Consider the following 14,973-nt stretch of genomic DNA (forward strand, 5'->3'; position numbering starts at 1 on the left):
GGCTCGGCAGTGCGCCGGGGTGGGGCTCCGGGATGGGGCTCCGGGCGTTCTGTCGTGCCCTGTGAGCCTGGTGGAGCCCCGCCCCGGATGCGTGCGCTGCCTACAACGGGGAGCCGGTCAGTTCGACCGCGCGCTCCTCCGGTACGGAGGTCCGCTCCCGCAGCAGCACGTGGGCGCCCCAGGTGACGGCGATGTTGGGGACGAGGGCGATGAGGCCCGCGTCCACGCTGCCGAGGTCGACGCCACCGAAGGTGAGCCAGGTGAGGACGGCGACGCCGGTGACGATGCCGAGGAGTGCCGGCAGGGCGCCCAACCTGACCCGGTCGCGCAGTCCGGCGACGGTCGCGGGGGCGAGTTGGGCGAGGCCGCCGAAGGTGAGCAGCAGCAGGTTGGCGAGGAGATCGGGCCGGTTCAGGCCGAGGAGCAGGGCCAGGCCCGCGGCGGCGAGCACGACGAGGTGGTTGGCGCGCAGCCGGCCCCGGGCGCCCAGGCGCTTCGGCAGCAGGTTGTGCGAGACCAGCGAGGAGATGCCCATGACGATGGCTGCCGAGGGCACCATCGCCGCTCCTGCCGCCGCGACCGCGACGACGCCGACCAGCCAGCCCGGCAGGGCCTGCCCGGCCATGGTGAGCAGGGCCTGGTTGGGTGCGGTGGTGCGGGGCAGTACGAAGGCTCCGGCGAAGCCGATGACGATGGGGATGGCGAGCGCGATCTGGTAGAGCGGCAGCCAGACGTAGTTCTTCTGCAGGGCGCGCCCGCTGCGTGCGGAGAGCAGGGCGGGCCACAGGTGCGGCATGGTGTTGAAGCCGGTGCCGATGCTGCTGATGAGCATGGCGCAGACGAACCAGGTTCCGTCGAGGCCATTCTGATGGAGCGTCAGCAGTTCGGGGTGGCTGTGCTGGATGCCCGAGAAGAGGCCGCCGAAGCCGCCGTGGATGCCGACCGGGACGGCGACGAGCAGCAGGATGAGGGCGACGACCATGAGGACGTCCTTGGCGTAGGCGGCGCGGGCGATGCCCCGGATGCCCGCCAGGAGGACGAAGCCCGCGGTCAGGGCGGTGGCCAGGACCATGCTGAGCTGGGCGCCTGAGTGGCTGCCGGTGGCCAGTTGGACGATCACGCCGAGTCCGGTGATCTGCAGTTGCAGATAGGGCAGCAGGAAGACCGCGCCGACGACGGCGACGACCTTGCCGAGCAGCGGGCTGCGGAAGCGCTCGGCGAAGAAGTCGGCCTGGGTGACGTAGCCGTGGTCGCGGCCGAGCTTCCAGAAGCGGGGGGCGAGGAAGTACATGGGGATCAGCCCCAGGGCGAGATAGCCGAGGGCGTAGACGGCGGCGACGCCACCGCTGAAGGCGAGCCCGGCCAGGCCCAGGAAGCTGAAGGTGGTGAAGAACTCGCCCGCCTGGAGGAACCAGGAGGTGAGGGTGGAGAAGCTGCGCCCGCCCACGGTCCAGTCGCCCAGGTCGTGGGAGCGGGCTCGGGCCCGTCGCCCGCTCGCGCCGAGGAGGGCCAGACCGAGCATGCCGGCGAGGGCGATCACCATCGTGCTGTTCATGCCGCGTCCCCCTCGTCCTGGTGCGTGCCGAAGCAATCGATCAGGCCGAGTGCGGCAGTGGTGCCGATGGTCCAGAGCACGCCCCAGACGACGGCGGCCGGCATGCCGAGCCACAGGCGTGTGGTGTTGACGAAGGGGAGGAAGGGGGTGGCGAAGAAGGCGACGGCCGGGACGGCGGCCACCGCGTATCGCATGGGTGGGGTCATCTGCTCGCTCCGATCGGACGCTCGCTGGGGACGGAGGGGAGGGCGGGCCGTATCCGGCCGTGGCCGGTGGCCGCCTCGTACGCGGCGCCGGCCCGCAGCAGTGCGGCCTCGGCCCTGGGGCGTGCGGCGAGTTGCAGGCCGACGGGGAGTCCGCCGGGAGTGAATCCGGCGGGGACGGACAGCGCGGGGACGCCGAGGACGGTGAGGAAGTAGGCGGAGCGCATCCAGTCCAGGTAGCTGTGCTGCGGCTGCCCGGCGACGGTGAGCGGGTACTCCCACTCGACGGGGAACGGCGCCACCTGGCTGACCGGGGCCAGGAGAAGGTCGTAGCGGTCGAAGAACTCGGCTGCCGCGACGTGCAGTCGGGAGCGTGACTCCACGGCGGCGGAGAGGTCGGCCTGGCTCAGCCGGCGGCCCTGCCGGATGTTCCAGGCGATGGCGGGCTTGAGCTGCTCGGGGTGGCTGTCGAGCAGTGCGCCGAGGCCGAGGTCGAACTCCTGGGCGCGCAGGGTCCGGAACACCTCCTCGGCGCCGTCGAGGGGTGGGCAGTCCTCGACGACGACCGCGCCGAGGTCGCGGAAGACCTGCAGCTGCGGTTCGAGGACGGCCAGTACGTCGGGTTCGACCGGCACGCGGCCACCCAGGTCGGGGGTCCAGGCGATGCGCAGGCCGCGCAGCCCGGCCGGGGCGGGCAGGGCGCGGAAGGCCGCACCGGGGGTGTCCAGGCTGGTCGGGCAGCGGTGGTCGGGGCCGGCCATGACGGAGAGCAGCAGCGCGACATCCCGTACCGTGCGCGCCATCGGGCCGGGTACGCCCAGGGTGTCCCACAGGTTGCGTGCCGGGTAGGCGGGCACCCGGCCGGGGGTCGGGCGCAGGCCGACGACGTTGCAGAAGGACGCCGGGTTGCGCAGTGAGCCGCCCATGTCGCTGCCGTCGGCGAGCGGCTGGAGCCCGGCGGCGAGGGCAGCCGCCGCGCCGCCGCTGCTGCCGCCGGCCGAGCGGGAGCGGTCGTAGGGGTTGCGGGTGGCACCGAAGACGGGGTTGAAGGTGTGCGAGCCCGCGGCGAACTCGGGCACGTTGGTCTTCCCGATGCGGATGGCGCCCGCCTGCTGGATGCGGCTGACCAGCAGTTCGTCCTCGTCCGGCACATGGTCGGCGAAGAGCGGGGAGCCGTGCGTGGTGCGCATGCCCGCGGTCAGGTGGGTGTCCTTGAAGGCGATCGGCAGGCCGTGCAGCGGGCCGGTCGGCTCACCGGCGGCGAGCCGGTCGTCGGCCACGGCCGCGGCGGCGAGCGCGCCCTCCGGGTCCACCGTGACGATCGCGTTGAGCTCCGGGTTGATCCGCGCGATGCGGTCGAGATGTGCCTGGACTACCTCCCGGGCGGAAAGTGCGCGCCGTTGGATCAGCTCGATCAGATCCGTGGCGTCGAGATAGCAGATGTCCTCGTTCATGTGGTCCTCGTCACGCGGTTTCTCGGTGGGCCACATCCTGAGCCGAGGAGACGAAACAAGTCAAGAGTTGCGTACCCTAGATGGAAACAGTCACGTCATGCTTGTCTCGTGAACGATTCCGCCTCTGATGACGAGGACAGCCCATGACTTCCCCCTTCACCTCCGCTTCCCCCGGCTCCGCTTCCCCGGCCACGGTGACGACACCCGCGGCTGGGGTCCGCCGTGAGCTGGTGACCCGGCTGGGGCGGCGGGCCGACGTACTGATCGAGAACGCGGGAACTCGACCCGGGCCTGGCGATCCTCTCCATCAGCGGCTTCGGACACGACGGACCCGGGGGCGGCGGGCCGGGTACGACCAGATCGCCCAGGGCGAGGCAGGGCTGATGAGCCTGACCGGGGAACCCGGCGCGCCCACCAAGCTCGGCACGCCGATCGCCGGCCTCCTCGCGGCCTCCTCGCGGCCTCCTCACGGGCTTCTTCGGCGTGACCGGCGTGCCGGCGGCCCTGTACGAACGGCGGGCGAGCGGACGCGGACGCGTGGTCCGCACCTCCCTGCTCTCGTCGATCATCGGCAGGGCATCTCGGCGACCGAGCTGTACCGCCGCGGTCTCGTCCACCGGCTCGTCCCCGACGGCCGGGACCTGACCGCGCGCCTGGCCGGGGTCGTCGCCGACGGGCTACACGGGTGACGGGCTACACGGGTGACGGGCTACACGGGTTCTGACAGCAGCCGGCGCAGTCGTGGCGTCGGTGTCGCGCTCCGCTTGAGCGCCTCCACGACGAACTGGGACTCCACCGCCTCCACGTGCGGGACCCAGGACGCGTGGGCCAGATAGTCCAGCAGCGCGTCCTTCGACGGCTGCACGACGTGCACCAGGAGCTGGTACTCGCCGGTGACCACTGCCGCGTAGCGCACCAAGGGGGACTCCACCACCAGCGTGCCGACGCGTTCCAGCGCGTCGGGACGCGTGCGGATCCACAGCAGCGCCTCCACCGGCAGGCCCAGGAGGGCGGGCTCCACCGAGGCCCGGATGCTCACCACACCCGCCTGGGACAACGCCTCCACGCGGCGCCGCGCCGTGGCCTCCGAGACGCCCGCCAGCGCGGCCAGCTCCTCGTGCGTATGCCGGCCGTCCTCGGCCAGGGCCGCGACGATCGCGCGCTCCTCCGGGTCCAGCTCCATGTCGGGTCTGCTCGCCGAGTCGTCGGGGGTGGGAAAGCGGCGCAGCTCCGCCACCTGCTGCGGGTCGAGGATGTCCGGGTGCCACTCGTGCACGGTGCGGAAGTACCGCAGCACGGGATAGACCTGCTGCGCCGTCAGACCGGGCAGTGCGGGAAGGTCGTCCAGCACCAGTTCGGCCAGCCGGCCCGGTGGGCACTGGAGCTCGGCCACGCAGTCCGAGGAGCCCGTGACGACATAGGTGAAGATCGTGTCCTTGCGCCGCGCGGTGGCCAGAGCGACCTGACGAGTGGCGTCGGGGACACAGCGCAGCCGCGCGATCACACAGTCCCCGGAGGGGACGAGCGCGGCAACCGTGACCAGCTGGTTCTCCAGCAACCGCAGCCCGCGCCGGGCGACGGTGCGCTCCGGCTCTCCCAGCACCCGGGCGATGTGCCGCCAGGAGGCGCGGCCGTCGATCTGCAGGGCGGCGATGATCCGCTGGTCGAGGTCGTCGACCGGCACGTCGGGAGAGGTCACGAATACACAGCCTAATACGCCGTGGACGCGCCCCACTTCGGCTGGACACCTGCCACCAGGGGCGGCTTTCGGACCACGCCGCCGCCGCTGGCATTCCTGACCGGGTCTTCGGCGACCGGAGTCCCGACCGCCGGCGCCCCGCGAGACGGCGAGCCCGAAGTCGCTTTCCGCATGGACGCGTTCGGCCCCCTCGACCCGGCAGCCCCACCCGGGCCGGCAGGGGGCCGAACGCGTCGGCGGACTCTAGGCGCGTCGGCCGCCTCGACGGTCCGCTCCGCGATCGGCGCCGCGATCGGAGCTACGCCCGCCGGTTCCGGCAGTGCCGCTCCCCGCTCCGCCGCCGGTCGCCCGCCGACCGGAGCCGCGGCCCGCCTTGGCGGAGGCCGCGCCGGTTGCCGTACCGGGCGAGGACTGGCGGCCGGACGTGCGGCCCGCGCCGGCGGCACCGCCCGTGCCCCCGCCGGATCCCGTCCGGCGGGCAGAGCCGCGTCCGACGGTCGCGGAGGTGCCACCGGCCCCCGTCGTGCCGGCCGCGGCCCGGCGGTCCGAGCCCCGGCTCTCCGTCCTGGTGGCGGCACCTGCCGTCGCTTTGGCCCCGCCGCCGCTTCGGCGCCGGCCGCCGGATCGCCTGCTGCCGGGCTTGGTGCCGTTCTTCCCGTCGGGGCGGGAAGCCGCCGGTGTCGCCGGCTGGGGGACCTCGATGGTGACGGCCACGCCGGAAGGCTCGCGGGCGCCGGTGAGGGTGGCCAGTTCCGCGTCGCTCGACGTGATGCGGGCCGTCCGGGGCCGGACACCCGCGTCCGACATGAGCCGGGTGACGTCCCGCTTCTGGTCGGGCAGGACCAGCGTGACCACACTGCCGGAACCGCCGGCGCGGGCCGTACGACCACCCCGGTGGAGGTAGTCCTTGTGGTCGGTCGGCGGATCGACGTTGACCACGAGGTCGAGGTCGTCGACGTGTATGCCCCGGGCCGCGACGTTCGTCGCCACCAGCGCGGTGACCTGGCCGTTCTTGAACTGTTCCAGGGTGCGGTTGCGCTGCGGCTGGGTACGGCCGCCGTGCAGTGCCGCCGCGCGGACGCCGACGGAGAGGAGTCGCTTGGCGAGCCGGTCGGCGGACCTCTTGGTGTCGAGGAAGAGGATGACCCGGCCGTCACGGGCCGCGATGCGCGTGGTGACGGCCTTCTTGTCGGTCTCGTCCAGGACGTGGAGCACGTGGTGCTCCATGGTGGTCACCGCTCCCGCCGACGGGTCCACGGAGTGCACCACGGGGTCGGTCAGGAACCGCTGCACCAGGCGGTCGATGTTGCGGTCCAGGGTGGCCGAGAAGAGCATGCGCTGTCCGTCGGGCCGTACGTTCTGGATCAGCTTGGTGATCTGCGGCAGGAAACCCATGTCGGTCATCTGGTCGGCCTCGTCCAGAACCGTGATGCCCACGCTGCCGAGCACGCAGTCGCCGCGTTCCACGAGGTCGTTGAGCCTGCCCGGAGTGGCCACGACCACCTCGGCGCCGCGCCGGAGGGTACCGGCCTGCTTGGTGATGGACAGCCCGCCGACCACGGTGGCCAGCCGGAGGTTCACGGCCGTCGCGTAGGGGGTCAGCGCGTCCGTCACCTGCTGGGCCAGCTCACGGGTGGGTACGAGCACGAGGGCGAGCGGTGCCTTGGGCTCCGCGCGCAGTCCGGCCGTACGGGCGAGGAGCGCCAGCCCGAACGCGAGGGTCTTGCCGGATCCGGTACGTCCCCGTCCCAGCAGGTCGCGGCCGGCGAGCGAGTTGGGCAGGGTGGCGGCCTGGATGGGAAACGGACTGGTCACGCCTTGCGCGGTGAGGGTCTTCAGCAGCCCCGCGGGCATGTCCAGATCGGCGAAGTCCTCGACGGCGGGAAGTGCGGGGGTCTTGCTTTCCGGCAGCCGGAACTCTGTCGGTGACGACGCGGACGGTGGGGGTGACGAGGCGCGCCGGTTCGACTTCTGGGGCCTGCGGGACATGCGGTGGTCTGCCTTCCTGGAAACAGCACAAACCGGGGTCCGCACCATACGGTGCGGACCCCGGTGAGCGGATACGCGTCCGGCGATCAGGCGGGGACGATGTTCTCCGCCTGCGGGCCCTTCTGGCCCTGCGTGACGTCGAAGGAGACCCGCTGGCCCTCCTGGAGCTCACGGAAGCCCTGCGTCGCGATGTTCGAGTAGTGGGCGAAGACGTCGGGGCCGCCGCCGTCCTGCTCGATGAAGCCGAAACCCTTTTCGGCGTTGAACCACTTCACGGTTCCCTGTGCCATGACCTTCTCCTTCTGTAGGCAGAGGCCCCATCCGGAGATGCCGGAAAACAAAATATGCGCCTGCAGGAGAAAGCATTCCCGTCAGGCGCACATAGGTTCATGGGTACCACAACTGCAACACCCAAACCGTAGCACAACTCCGGGCCCGCGGATGCATTCCCTCACCCGATCGACGCCAGGCAGAACTTAACATTCTCGAACATATTCCAACATCATCACCGCTTCCCGGTCGACCGTCCCGGCGCTCCCCGGACGGCGACCAGGACCTGGTCGCGTGGAACCGCGTCGTCACGTGGAACCGCGTCGCACCAGGGAAGGTGTTGCTTCCCGTCGCAGACGCGCGAACAGACCATTCCCGTCAACGGACTTGGCCGCGGAAATCCACGACTCCCCAGAACCCGGCCACCGTTCACGATTGATAATCTCCCCGAATGACCGCGAACTTCGACGAGGCCGTCCGCGCCCGGCTGCAAGCCCCCAACATCTGGTACGTCGGCACGGTGTTCGCCGACGGAGCACCCCAGGTCAGTCCGATGTGGGTGGATCTGGAGGGCGAGGGGGAGCTGATGTTCAACACGTCGGTGGGCCGCGTGAAGGAGGAGAACCTGCGCCGCGACCCCCGCGTCTACCTCTCGCACGCGGACGCCGTCGACCCCTTCGACCGCGTGCAGATCAGCGGTGTGGTGTCCCGCTTCGTCGAAGGCCAGGAGGCGCACGACCTGATGGACCGGCTGGCCCGCAAGTACCTGGGCAGCGAGCGCTTCGAGTGGATCATGCCGGGTGAGCAGCGGGTCGCGGTGATCGTGCGCCCGGTCAAGGTGCGGCACATCGTCGGGGTGGAGCGGTTCCGCCCCGGCGGCCCCGTCCCCGCCTCCTGACCGGCGCACCCGGGGGCGTTGATGCTCCTATTGCTGGTCAAGCGGTTTGGAGCCAGGTGCGGTAGGCGTGGGCGAGGTCGTCGAGTCGGCGGGTTCCGCGTTCGATGTCGGAGATTCTGGTGGGCCAGACGCCGAGGTGTCGTGCGGCGGCGGTGAGGGTGATGTTCTTGGACTGCCGGAGGGGGCGGAGGTCGGCGACTTCGGGAACGTTGACCGTGGTGGTCAGGCAGCGGAAGACCTCACGTGCGATGGCTCGTTTCAGCAGCCGGATGATCTCCTTCTTCGTGCGTCCGGCGGCGGTCTGCCGTGCGACGTATTCGCGGGTGCGGGCGTCGCTGCCCATGCGGACCAGGGCGATGCGGTAGAGAGCGGAGTTGGCGCCCCGGTCCCCGCCCCGGGAGAGGCGGTGGCGGTTGGTCCTGCCGCTGGAGGCGGGGACCGGGGCGGCTCCGCAGAGGGCGGCGAAGGATGCCTCGGTCCGCATGCGTTCGGGGTTGCCGCCTGCCGTGATCAGCAGTTGTGCGGCGGTGTCGGGGCCGACTCCGTGGGCGGCTCGCAGGCCGGGGTTGTCCGCGGTGACCGCAGTGTCCAGGGCCTTGGTGAGGGCTTCATGCTCGGCGGTCAGCTCCTTGACGCGCCGGGCAAGGCTCTTCAGCGCGGTCAGGACCGCGGCGTGGAGGGTGTCTCCGGCCGGCCGCAGCCGGGCCAGGGCATCGGCCCGGTCCATCGATTTCAGCGGGCCGTACTTGGCGCGGATGGCCTCGGGGGCGGTGACGAGGATGCTGCCGATCTGGTTGAGCGCGGCGGTGCGTGCTTTCACGGCGGAGCGGGCGGCGTTGTGCAGGGCGCGTATGCCGGTGACGGTGTCGTCCTTGGGCGCGCTGGAGGCCCGCCCGGACCGGGCGGCGCGGGCTGCAGCGTAGGCGTCGATGGGGTCGGACTTGCCGATCCGGCGGCGTCCGGCCTTGTCGGGGCGGTTGACCTCGATGACCTGGTGCCCTCGCGCGCGGGCGGCGCGGGTGAAGCCGGCCCCGTAGGAGGAGGTGCCTTCCACCCCGATCGCCGTGACATGGCCGTGGGCGTCGAGGAAGGCCAGGGCGGCGGCGTACCCGGCGGGGGTGGTGGTGAACTCGGCGTCGGCGAGGTGGCCGCCGTTGTCGCCGATGACAGCGACATGGAGGGTGTCGGTGTGGGAGTCGACGCCTCCGAACACCTTCTGGTCGGTGCCAGTAGTGTCTTCCGGGGCCTGTGCTGCCATGCTGGTGAACGCCTTCCTAGCCGGAGGTGGCGTCGGCCGGGTGGCTCAGACAGGACATTGAAGGGGCTTCTGACCAAGCTCCTATCAGGTCATGGTCCGCCCGGCCGGAGCCATGAGAACCAGGTTCCGGCGGCCGGGCAGAACAACGCGAAGACAGCCCAGCAGGGCGCCAGTCAGTGGCAGAGCCACGACCGCCGGAACCCGCGTACGAGTATCAATGTCAGTGGTGGGTGGCAGGATCGAACGCATGACGGACACCACGGCATTCGACTGGCGGTCGTTCCTGCTCAGGTGGAGCGGGGAGTGGGCGGATTCCCTGCCGGACGGGAAGACGCGGAGCGAGGACGACGTGACCGCACGGCGGTCGCGCTGGCTGGGGTTCCCGCCCGCGTCCGCAGAGCGGATCGCGGCCATGGAGGAGCGCCTCGGCCAGCGGATGCCGCCGTCGTACCGGGAGTTCCTCAAGGTCAGCGACGGGTGGCGGCACGCGGGCGGGTTCGTGTGGCTGCTGGCGGGGACCGCGGACGCGCGCTGGCACGACAACGAGTCAGGACTCGCGGACATCTTCGAGGAGTACCTGGACGAGGACGCGGGGCCCGAGGCGCGGCGCGACGTGGACCTCTGGCGGCGCGGACTGCAACTCGACGTCGAATCCGACGTCGTCCACGTCCTCATGGATCCCGAGGACATGGACGAGGACGGCGAGTGGGCCGTGTACACGTGGGCCGCCTGGCGGGCCGCGCCACCTGAGCGGCACGCGAACTTCCTCGAGTTCATGCGGGACATGTACCGGGAGTTCCACAGTCTGGGGGCTCACCGGGGCGCCGGCGAGGCGGAGTTCGCCAACGACACGACGCGAGAGATGGACTCCCTGGTGGAGGAGGCCCGGCTGGAGGTGCTGCGCGGCGACTGGGAGCGGGCCGCCGAGGCGCTGGACGAGGCCAAGGGGTACGGCAGACCGCGGGCCACCGGGCTGGGCGACCAGATACGCCGCCTGCTCGGACAGACCTACATGGTGTACTTCGACGGTCTGGTGACGGACCCGCGGTACGCGCCCGACCTCCTGCCACCGCTGGTCGCCGATCACGCGGCGCAGTCGTGGCGGGACGACGACACGCTGACGTTCCATCTGCGGGGCGCCGGCGACGACCTGGTGTCACTGGCCTACGCGACGCTGGAGCAGGTGCGCAGCGGCACGTACCGGTACACGGCGGCCGGACCGTTCGGCGAGGCGGTCGAGCGGGCGCGGGAGCTGGCGCGGTGGGGAGACACCGACGGGGCGTGGCGGACTCTGACAGACGCTCTGCCCTTGTGGGAGCCGCTGGGACCTGACCACCTGGTGCCGCTGGGGTGGGTGGCCGACCCCCTGCTCGGGCCAATGCTGACCCCGGAGCGGGGCCGCGAGATGCTCTCCGTGCCACGGGGTGGGCATGCGGGTGAGGCACCGAGGCCGACGGGCGGGCTCGATCCGGACGATCTGGCGTGGCTGGCGGAGCCGGACCCGGGCAACAACCGCAGGTCCTTCCGGTTCGTCCTGGTGGAAGGGGTGGAGCCGGAAGAGCTGCCCGGACGTCTCACGGACGGGGACGGCGCCGTGCTGGACGAACCCATGACCTTCCAGGAGGCGCGCGACAGGTCGCTCCACAACCGAAGGGTTTTCTCGTCCTACGACGACCGGGCGCTCATGGCGGTCGGGCGCGCCGGCACCGGCTGGAGTTTCGCCTTCGACGGCGATGCCGCTTCGTTCGAGCGGCGGCGGTTCGTCTCCCCGGCCGCGGGCGCCAGTGCCGGTACCCGTGCGGTGGTGGTGTGGAGCGGCCTGAGGAACTGGCACGGGGAGCCGTTCCTCCACCTTTCGGTGGCGCGAGACGGTGCCGAGGAGTACGCGTTCACGTACATGGGCGGAGAGATGCGGCAGAGCGGGGAGGTACCGCGGGCCCTGGACCCGAGCCGGTTCTTCGGCGCGCTGGAGGACGGGGCCGAGCCGGAACAGCCGTTGGTGGAACGGACGTTGGTGGAGCGGTCCGCGGTGGAGAGGGCGTTGCTGGAGGCGGTGGCCGACGAGTTCGGTGCGTCTTTGCCGCGTCACGCCATCGTGAGCGGGCGGCTGCACACCTTCACCACCCGCTCATGGACGCGGCCACCGAGGGACGGCGAGAGGTACGCGGTGATCCGCTTGGGTTCTGGAGGACCAACCGGGCCGCACGGATCCTAGTTCGATGACGGCTGCCGCCGTCAGGGGTCGGGTGAGTCGAGGATCCGGACATCGCCGAGCGGGATCACGGGGCTTCGCCGCTCCTCGATGACAAGGGCGCCCAGGTGTACCGGACGCGCACGCCGTGGTCGTGGAGCCAGGCGGTCTCGCGGTGCCGGAGTTCGTGCGCGGACTCCGGGGCGATGGCGCTGGGCCAGCGGACGAGTACGGCGGTGACGTGGCCCGTCTGTACCAACTGCCGCACCCGCCGCCATCCTCTGCGCCGGGCCGGGTCGGGCTCACCGTAGGTGTCGGTGACGACCTCGGCGATCGTCAGCCCGCGCTCCTGGGCGAACGCGTGGCCTTCCGTCTGCGCGCACTGTGTGGCAGCTCCGGGCACGCCCGGGGCTCGGTCGGCGCATACGTACAGCACGACGGGAGAAGCGGTTTCGCCATGGGGGCTCATGGGCGCCTTCTGTAGGTGGATCGAGGAGAAGGGACTCCTCGCCCCGCAAAGGGGACGTTGTGGGTCCGTGCGGTGCCGACCGGTGCCCATCGCTTCAGAGGTACGCGGACAACTCCGCCCAGACGACCTTCCCCCGGGCCCGCGTCGAGCACGCGGAGCCCCAGCGGTCGGCGAGTTGCTGGACGAGGTACAGGCCCCGCCCGCCCTCCTCGTCGGGGCCGGCCCGGTGCTGGGGGGAGCGGACCGGGGTGCGGCCGTCGTCGTGGAGTTCGATACGCAGGCGCCGCTCGTCGCTGGTCAGCGTGAGGCCGCACAGGACATGACCGCTGTCGGTGTGGAGCACGGCGTTCGTGGTCAGCTCGGAGACCAGCAGCACCGCGTCGCAGCAGGTGTCGCCGGGCACCTTCCAGGCGCGCAGCCGGTCGCGCACGGTGTCGCGGGCGGATCTCGCGCTGGTGCGCAGGGCGGGCAGGCCGAACCAGTACTCCCGACGCGGCACGGTCGGGGCTAAGGCGGTGTTCGCGGCGGGGGCTGAGGGCGTGGGCAGAGTCACGGATGTCGCCTTCCGGTGCCGTGCTGGGGAGGGCACGGTGTGGGGGTTCGGGCTGCGGTTCGAGCGGTGAGAGGCGCATGCCGGCGCCGGCGCCCGTGGTGGGGGTGCCCACGACGGCATCAGCACCGCGCGTCCCGTCCGGGCCGGATGCTGCGTCAGAGCTGTGACTCGACTGCTCACATGTCAACTATGCGCGTGATCGTGCTCATGCTGCAACCGGCTCCCTGATAATTTCAACTGCGCGGGTATCACCCTGGCGTCGTCATCAAGTCACTGCCAGAATGGTCTTGTTGATGAATTCTCAGGAGGTTGGGCGTGAGCGAAGCCCGTTCCGGCACCAGCGCGCCGACGGTCCTTCGCATGATCCTCGGCCGCCGGCTGCAGGACATGCGGGTGGACGCCGGTGCCTCGCTGGAGGACGCGGCGAAAGCACTGCGCGTGACGACTCTGACGATCCGCCGGCTGGAAAAGGCCGAGGTCGCGCTGAAGCCTCTCTACGTGGAGAAGCTCCTGGAGACCTTCGGCGCGGACCGTCAGGAGATCGACGAGTTCGTCGACCTGGCCGAACAGGCCAACGAGCCCGGCTGGTGGCACTCCTACCGCGACGCCGTTCCCAGCTGGTTCACCGCCTACGTCAGCCTGGAGACCGGCGCGAAGACCCTGCGCACCTACGAACCCCAGTACGTCACCGGCCTTCTGCAGACCCCCGGCTACGCGTGCGCCGTGCTGCGCGGCGGCTTGCCGAACGGTACCGAGGAGGAACTCGCGCGCCGCGTGGAGCTGCGGCTGCGCCGCCAGAGCCTACTGGAGCGCGAGGACGCCCCCACGTTGTGGGTGGTCATGGAAGAAGCCGTCCTGCACCGGGCGGTGGGCAGCCCGGACGTGATGCGGGAGCAGATCGAGCGGCTCCTGGAGATGTCCGAACTCCCGCACGTCAGCATCGACATCGTGCCCTTCGCCGCGGGCGCGCATGTCGGGGCATGTGCCCCGTTCACGTATTTCCGGTTCGAGGAACCCGAGCTGCCCGACATCGTCTACAGCGAACTCCTGTCGGCCTCCGTCTACCTGGACCAGCGCGCGGACGTCGTCGCCCATCTCGAGGCGCACGCCCGTATGTCGCTGCTGACGTCGTCCGAGGACAGCAAGGCGCTCTTGAACCGCATGCGCAAGGAGTACTCATGACGATCACCGACGAGGGCGTCTACAACGGGATGCCTGCCCGCGATCTCGGGGAACAGGGCTGGGAGCGTCCCTGGAGCGGGCCCAACGGCGGCCAGTGCGTCGAGACGAAACTGCTCGCCGACGGCCGCGTGGCCGTACGGCAGTCGACAGACCCGGCCGGGCCGGCGCTGATCTACGCGCCGGAGGAGATCGCCGCGTTCGTCCGCGGGGTCAAACAGGGCCTGGCCGATCACCTGGCCGCCGGGTGAACCGGCGGCGGGCAGCAGGGACGGCGACACCGGTCCCGGTCCTGGCCTTTGGGCCGACAGACACACCGATGAAAGGAAGCACATGACCACCAGGCAGGTCGGCCGGGATCTCGACACGAGCAGGCCGCACTCGGCCCGGATGTACGACTACTTCCTCGGCGGCAAGGACCACTTCGAGATCGACAAGGAAGCGGCCCTGGTCGCCGCCCAGGCGCATCCCGGCATCTACATGACGGCCCGCGAGAACCGGGCGTTCATGCACCGGGCCACCCGGGTCCTGGCGCAGGAGCACGGCATCCGCCAGTGGCTGGACATCGGCACGGGCATCCCGACCGAGCCCAACCTGCACCAGGTCGCCCAGTCCCTGGTGCCCGAGGCCCGCGTCGTGTACGCCGACAACGACCCCCTCGTCCTGAAGTACGCCGAGCGCCTCATGCGCAGCACGAAGCAGGGACGCACGGCCTACATAGAGGCGGACGTCACCGACGCCGACGCGCTGATGACCGCCGTGGAGGCCTCGGAGGTCCTGGACTTCGACCAGCCGATCGCCCTCTCCCTCAACGCGCTCATGCACTTCATCACCGACCCGCACGACCCGTACGCCGTCGTGCGCCGGCTGCTCGACCCGCTCCCGGTGGGCAGTGCCCTCGCCATGAACCACTGCACGCCCGACTTCGACCCCGAGACCTGGAACAAGGTCGCGGAGGTCTACACCAAGTCCGGGTCTCCGGTGCAGTTCCGTTCGCACGGCGACGTCCGTCGCTTCTTCGACGGACTCGACCTGATCGACCCCGGCATCGTCTGCTGCCACCGCTGGCGGCCCGACGGTTCCCGGACCGACGGGACGGAGCCCACGGACGCCCAGATCAGTCTGCTGGCGGGCGTGGGAATCAAGCGCTGACCGGGCCCGGCCGACAGCTCGACCGGCCGGGCACCGGGTCACCTCTCGTGGGAAGCCCACGCCCGGCTTCGTCTCGTACGCTCCGTCAGCGGACGAGCCGGTG

General features: G+C 71.0%; 15 protein-coding genes. 6 read left to right on the forward strand and 9 right to left on the reverse strand.

Features of this window, described 5'->3' with window-relative positions; genetic code table 11:
- Nucleotides 1-100: 100 nt before the first annotated feature.
- Genes ACGFYV_RS21245 through ACGFYV_RS21255 form a run of 3 tightly spaced genes read right to left on the reverse strand, consistent with a single transcriptional unit; the run spans nucleotide 101 to nucleotide 3,212 of the window.
- Entirely contained in the window at nucleotides 101-1,555 is a 1,455-nt protein-coding gene (locus tag ACGFYV_RS21245) for a sodium:solute symporter (protein ID WP_393879961.1), read from the reverse strand.
- A complete protein-coding gene (locus tag ACGFYV_RS21250) occupies nucleotides 1,552-1,761 on the reverse strand; it encodes a hypothetical protein (RefSeq protein ID WP_393879962.1) in 210 nt (69 codons plus the stop codon). The genes ACGFYV_RS21245 and ACGFYV_RS21250 overlap by 4 nt, the downstream gene beginning before the upstream one ends.
- Nucleotides 1,758-3,212, reverse strand: a complete 1,455-nt coding sequence (locus ACGFYV_RS21255; RefSeq protein ID WP_393879963.1) for an amidase — start codon at nucleotides 3,210-3,212, stop codon at nucleotides 1,758-1,760. The genes ACGFYV_RS21250 and ACGFYV_RS21255 overlap by 4 nt, the downstream gene beginning before the upstream one ends.
- A gap of 492 nt (nucleotides 3,213-3,704) precedes the next feature.
- Here ACGFYV_RS21255 and ACGFYV_RS21260 point away from each other — a divergent pair, with 492 nt between their 5' ends.
- Nucleotides 3,705-3,857, forward strand: coding sequence for a hypothetical protein (locus ACGFYV_RS21260; protein WP_393880007.1), 153 nt, complete (start codon nucleotides 3,705-3,707; stop codon nucleotides 3,855-3,857).
- Nucleotides 3,858-3,921: 64 nt separating this feature from the next.
- On the opposite strand, the gene ACGFYV_RS21265 is transcribed toward ACGFYV_RS21260, so the two are convergent.
- The 3 genes from ACGFYV_RS21265 to ACGFYV_RS21275 all read right to left on the reverse strand — a co-directional run bounded on the left by ACGFYV_RS21265 (nucleotide 3,922) and on the right by ACGFYV_RS21275 (nucleotide 7,190).
- The gene (locus ACGFYV_RS21265) at nucleotides 3,922-4,911 is read right to left on the reverse strand and encodes an Lrp/AsnC family transcriptional regulator (protein WP_393879964.1); all 990 of its coding nucleotides are present in this window, start codon (nucleotides 4,909-4,911) and stop codon (nucleotides 3,922-3,924) included.
- Nucleotides 4,912-5,154: 243 nt separating this feature from the next.
- A complete protein-coding gene (locus ACGFYV_RS21270) occupies nucleotides 5,155-6,900 on the reverse strand; it encodes a DEAD/DEAH box helicase (RefSeq protein WP_393879965.1) in 1,746 nt (581 codons plus the stop codon).
- Nucleotides 6,901-6,986: 86 nt separating this feature from the next.
- The gene (locus tag ACGFYV_RS21275; RefSeq protein ID WP_030069301.1) at nucleotides 6,987-7,190 is read right to left on the reverse strand and encodes a cold-shock protein; all 204 of its coding nucleotides are present in this window, start codon (nucleotides 7,188-7,190) and stop codon (nucleotides 6,987-6,989) included.
- Between the two features lie 431 nt (nucleotides 7,191-7,621).
- On the opposite strand from ACGFYV_RS21275, the gene ACGFYV_RS21280 reads away from it, so the two are divergent.
- Nucleotides 7,622-8,068: a PPOX class F420-dependent oxidoreductase gene (locus ACGFYV_RS21280; protein WP_393879966.1), complete on the forward strand. Its 447-nt coding sequence runs from the start codon at nucleotides 7,622-7,624 to the stop codon at nucleotides 8,066-8,068.
- Between the two features lie 37 nt (nucleotides 8,069-8,105).
- Here the strand turns inward: ACGFYV_RS21280 and ACGFYV_RS21285 are convergent, their stop codons facing one another.
- Nucleotides 8,106-9,326 (reverse strand): IS110 family transposase, encoded by a 1,221-nt coding sequence (locus ACGFYV_RS21285; RefSeq protein ID WP_393879967.1) that lies wholly within the window; start codon nucleotides 9,324-9,326, stop codon nucleotides 8,106-8,108.
- 247 nt (nucleotides 9,327-9,573) lie between these two features.
- On the opposite strand from ACGFYV_RS21285, the gene ACGFYV_RS21290 reads away from it, so the two are divergent.
- Nucleotides 9,574-11,541: an SMI1/KNR4 family protein gene (locus tag ACGFYV_RS21290; protein WP_393879968.1), complete on the forward strand. Its 1,968-nt coding sequence runs from the start codon at nucleotides 9,574-9,576 to the stop codon at nucleotides 11,539-11,541.
- Nucleotides 11,542-11,605: 64 nt separating this feature from the next.
- Here the strand turns inward: ACGFYV_RS21290 and ACGFYV_RS21295 are convergent, their stop codons facing one another.
- A complete protein-coding gene (locus ACGFYV_RS21295) occupies nucleotides 11,606-11,920 on the reverse strand; it encodes a hypothetical protein (RefSeq protein WP_393879969.1) in 315 nt (104 codons plus the stop codon).
- Nucleotides 11,921-12,080: 160 nt separating this feature from the next.
- Nucleotides 12,081-12,539, reverse strand: coding sequence for an ATP-binding protein (locus ACGFYV_RS21300; protein WP_393879970.1), 459 nt, complete (start codon nucleotides 12,537-12,539; stop codon nucleotides 12,081-12,083).
- 315 nt (nucleotides 12,540-12,854) lie between these two features.
- Here ACGFYV_RS21300 and ACGFYV_RS21305 point away from each other — a divergent pair, with 315 nt between their 5' ends.
- The 3 genes from ACGFYV_RS21305 (at nucleotide 12,855) to ACGFYV_RS21315 (ending at nucleotide 14,870) form a co-directional block, all read left to right on the forward strand.
- Entirely contained in the window at nucleotides 12,855-13,721 is an 867-nt protein-coding gene (locus ACGFYV_RS21305; protein ID WP_393879971.1) for a helix-turn-helix domain-containing protein, read from the forward strand.
- Nucleotides 13,718-13,969: a DUF397 domain-containing protein gene (locus ACGFYV_RS21310; RefSeq protein ID WP_393879972.1), complete on the forward strand. Its 252-nt coding sequence runs from the start codon at nucleotides 13,718-13,720 to the stop codon at nucleotides 13,967-13,969. Before ACGFYV_RS21305 ends, ACGFYV_RS21310 begins: the two co-directional genes overlap by 4 nt.
- Before the next feature lie 82 nt (nucleotides 13,970-14,051).
- Nucleotides 14,052-14,870 (forward strand): SAM-dependent methyltransferase, encoded by an 819-nt coding sequence (locus tag ACGFYV_RS21315; protein WP_393879973.1) that lies wholly within the window; start codon nucleotides 14,052-14,054, stop codon nucleotides 14,868-14,870.
- The last annotated feature ends 103 nt before the right edge of the window (nucleotides 14,871-14,973 follow it).

The organism is Streptomyces sp. NPDC048297, from assembly GCF_043201585.1.
Taxonomy (GTDB): Bacteria; Actinomycetota; Actinomycetes; order Streptomycetales; family Streptomycetaceae; genus Streptomyces.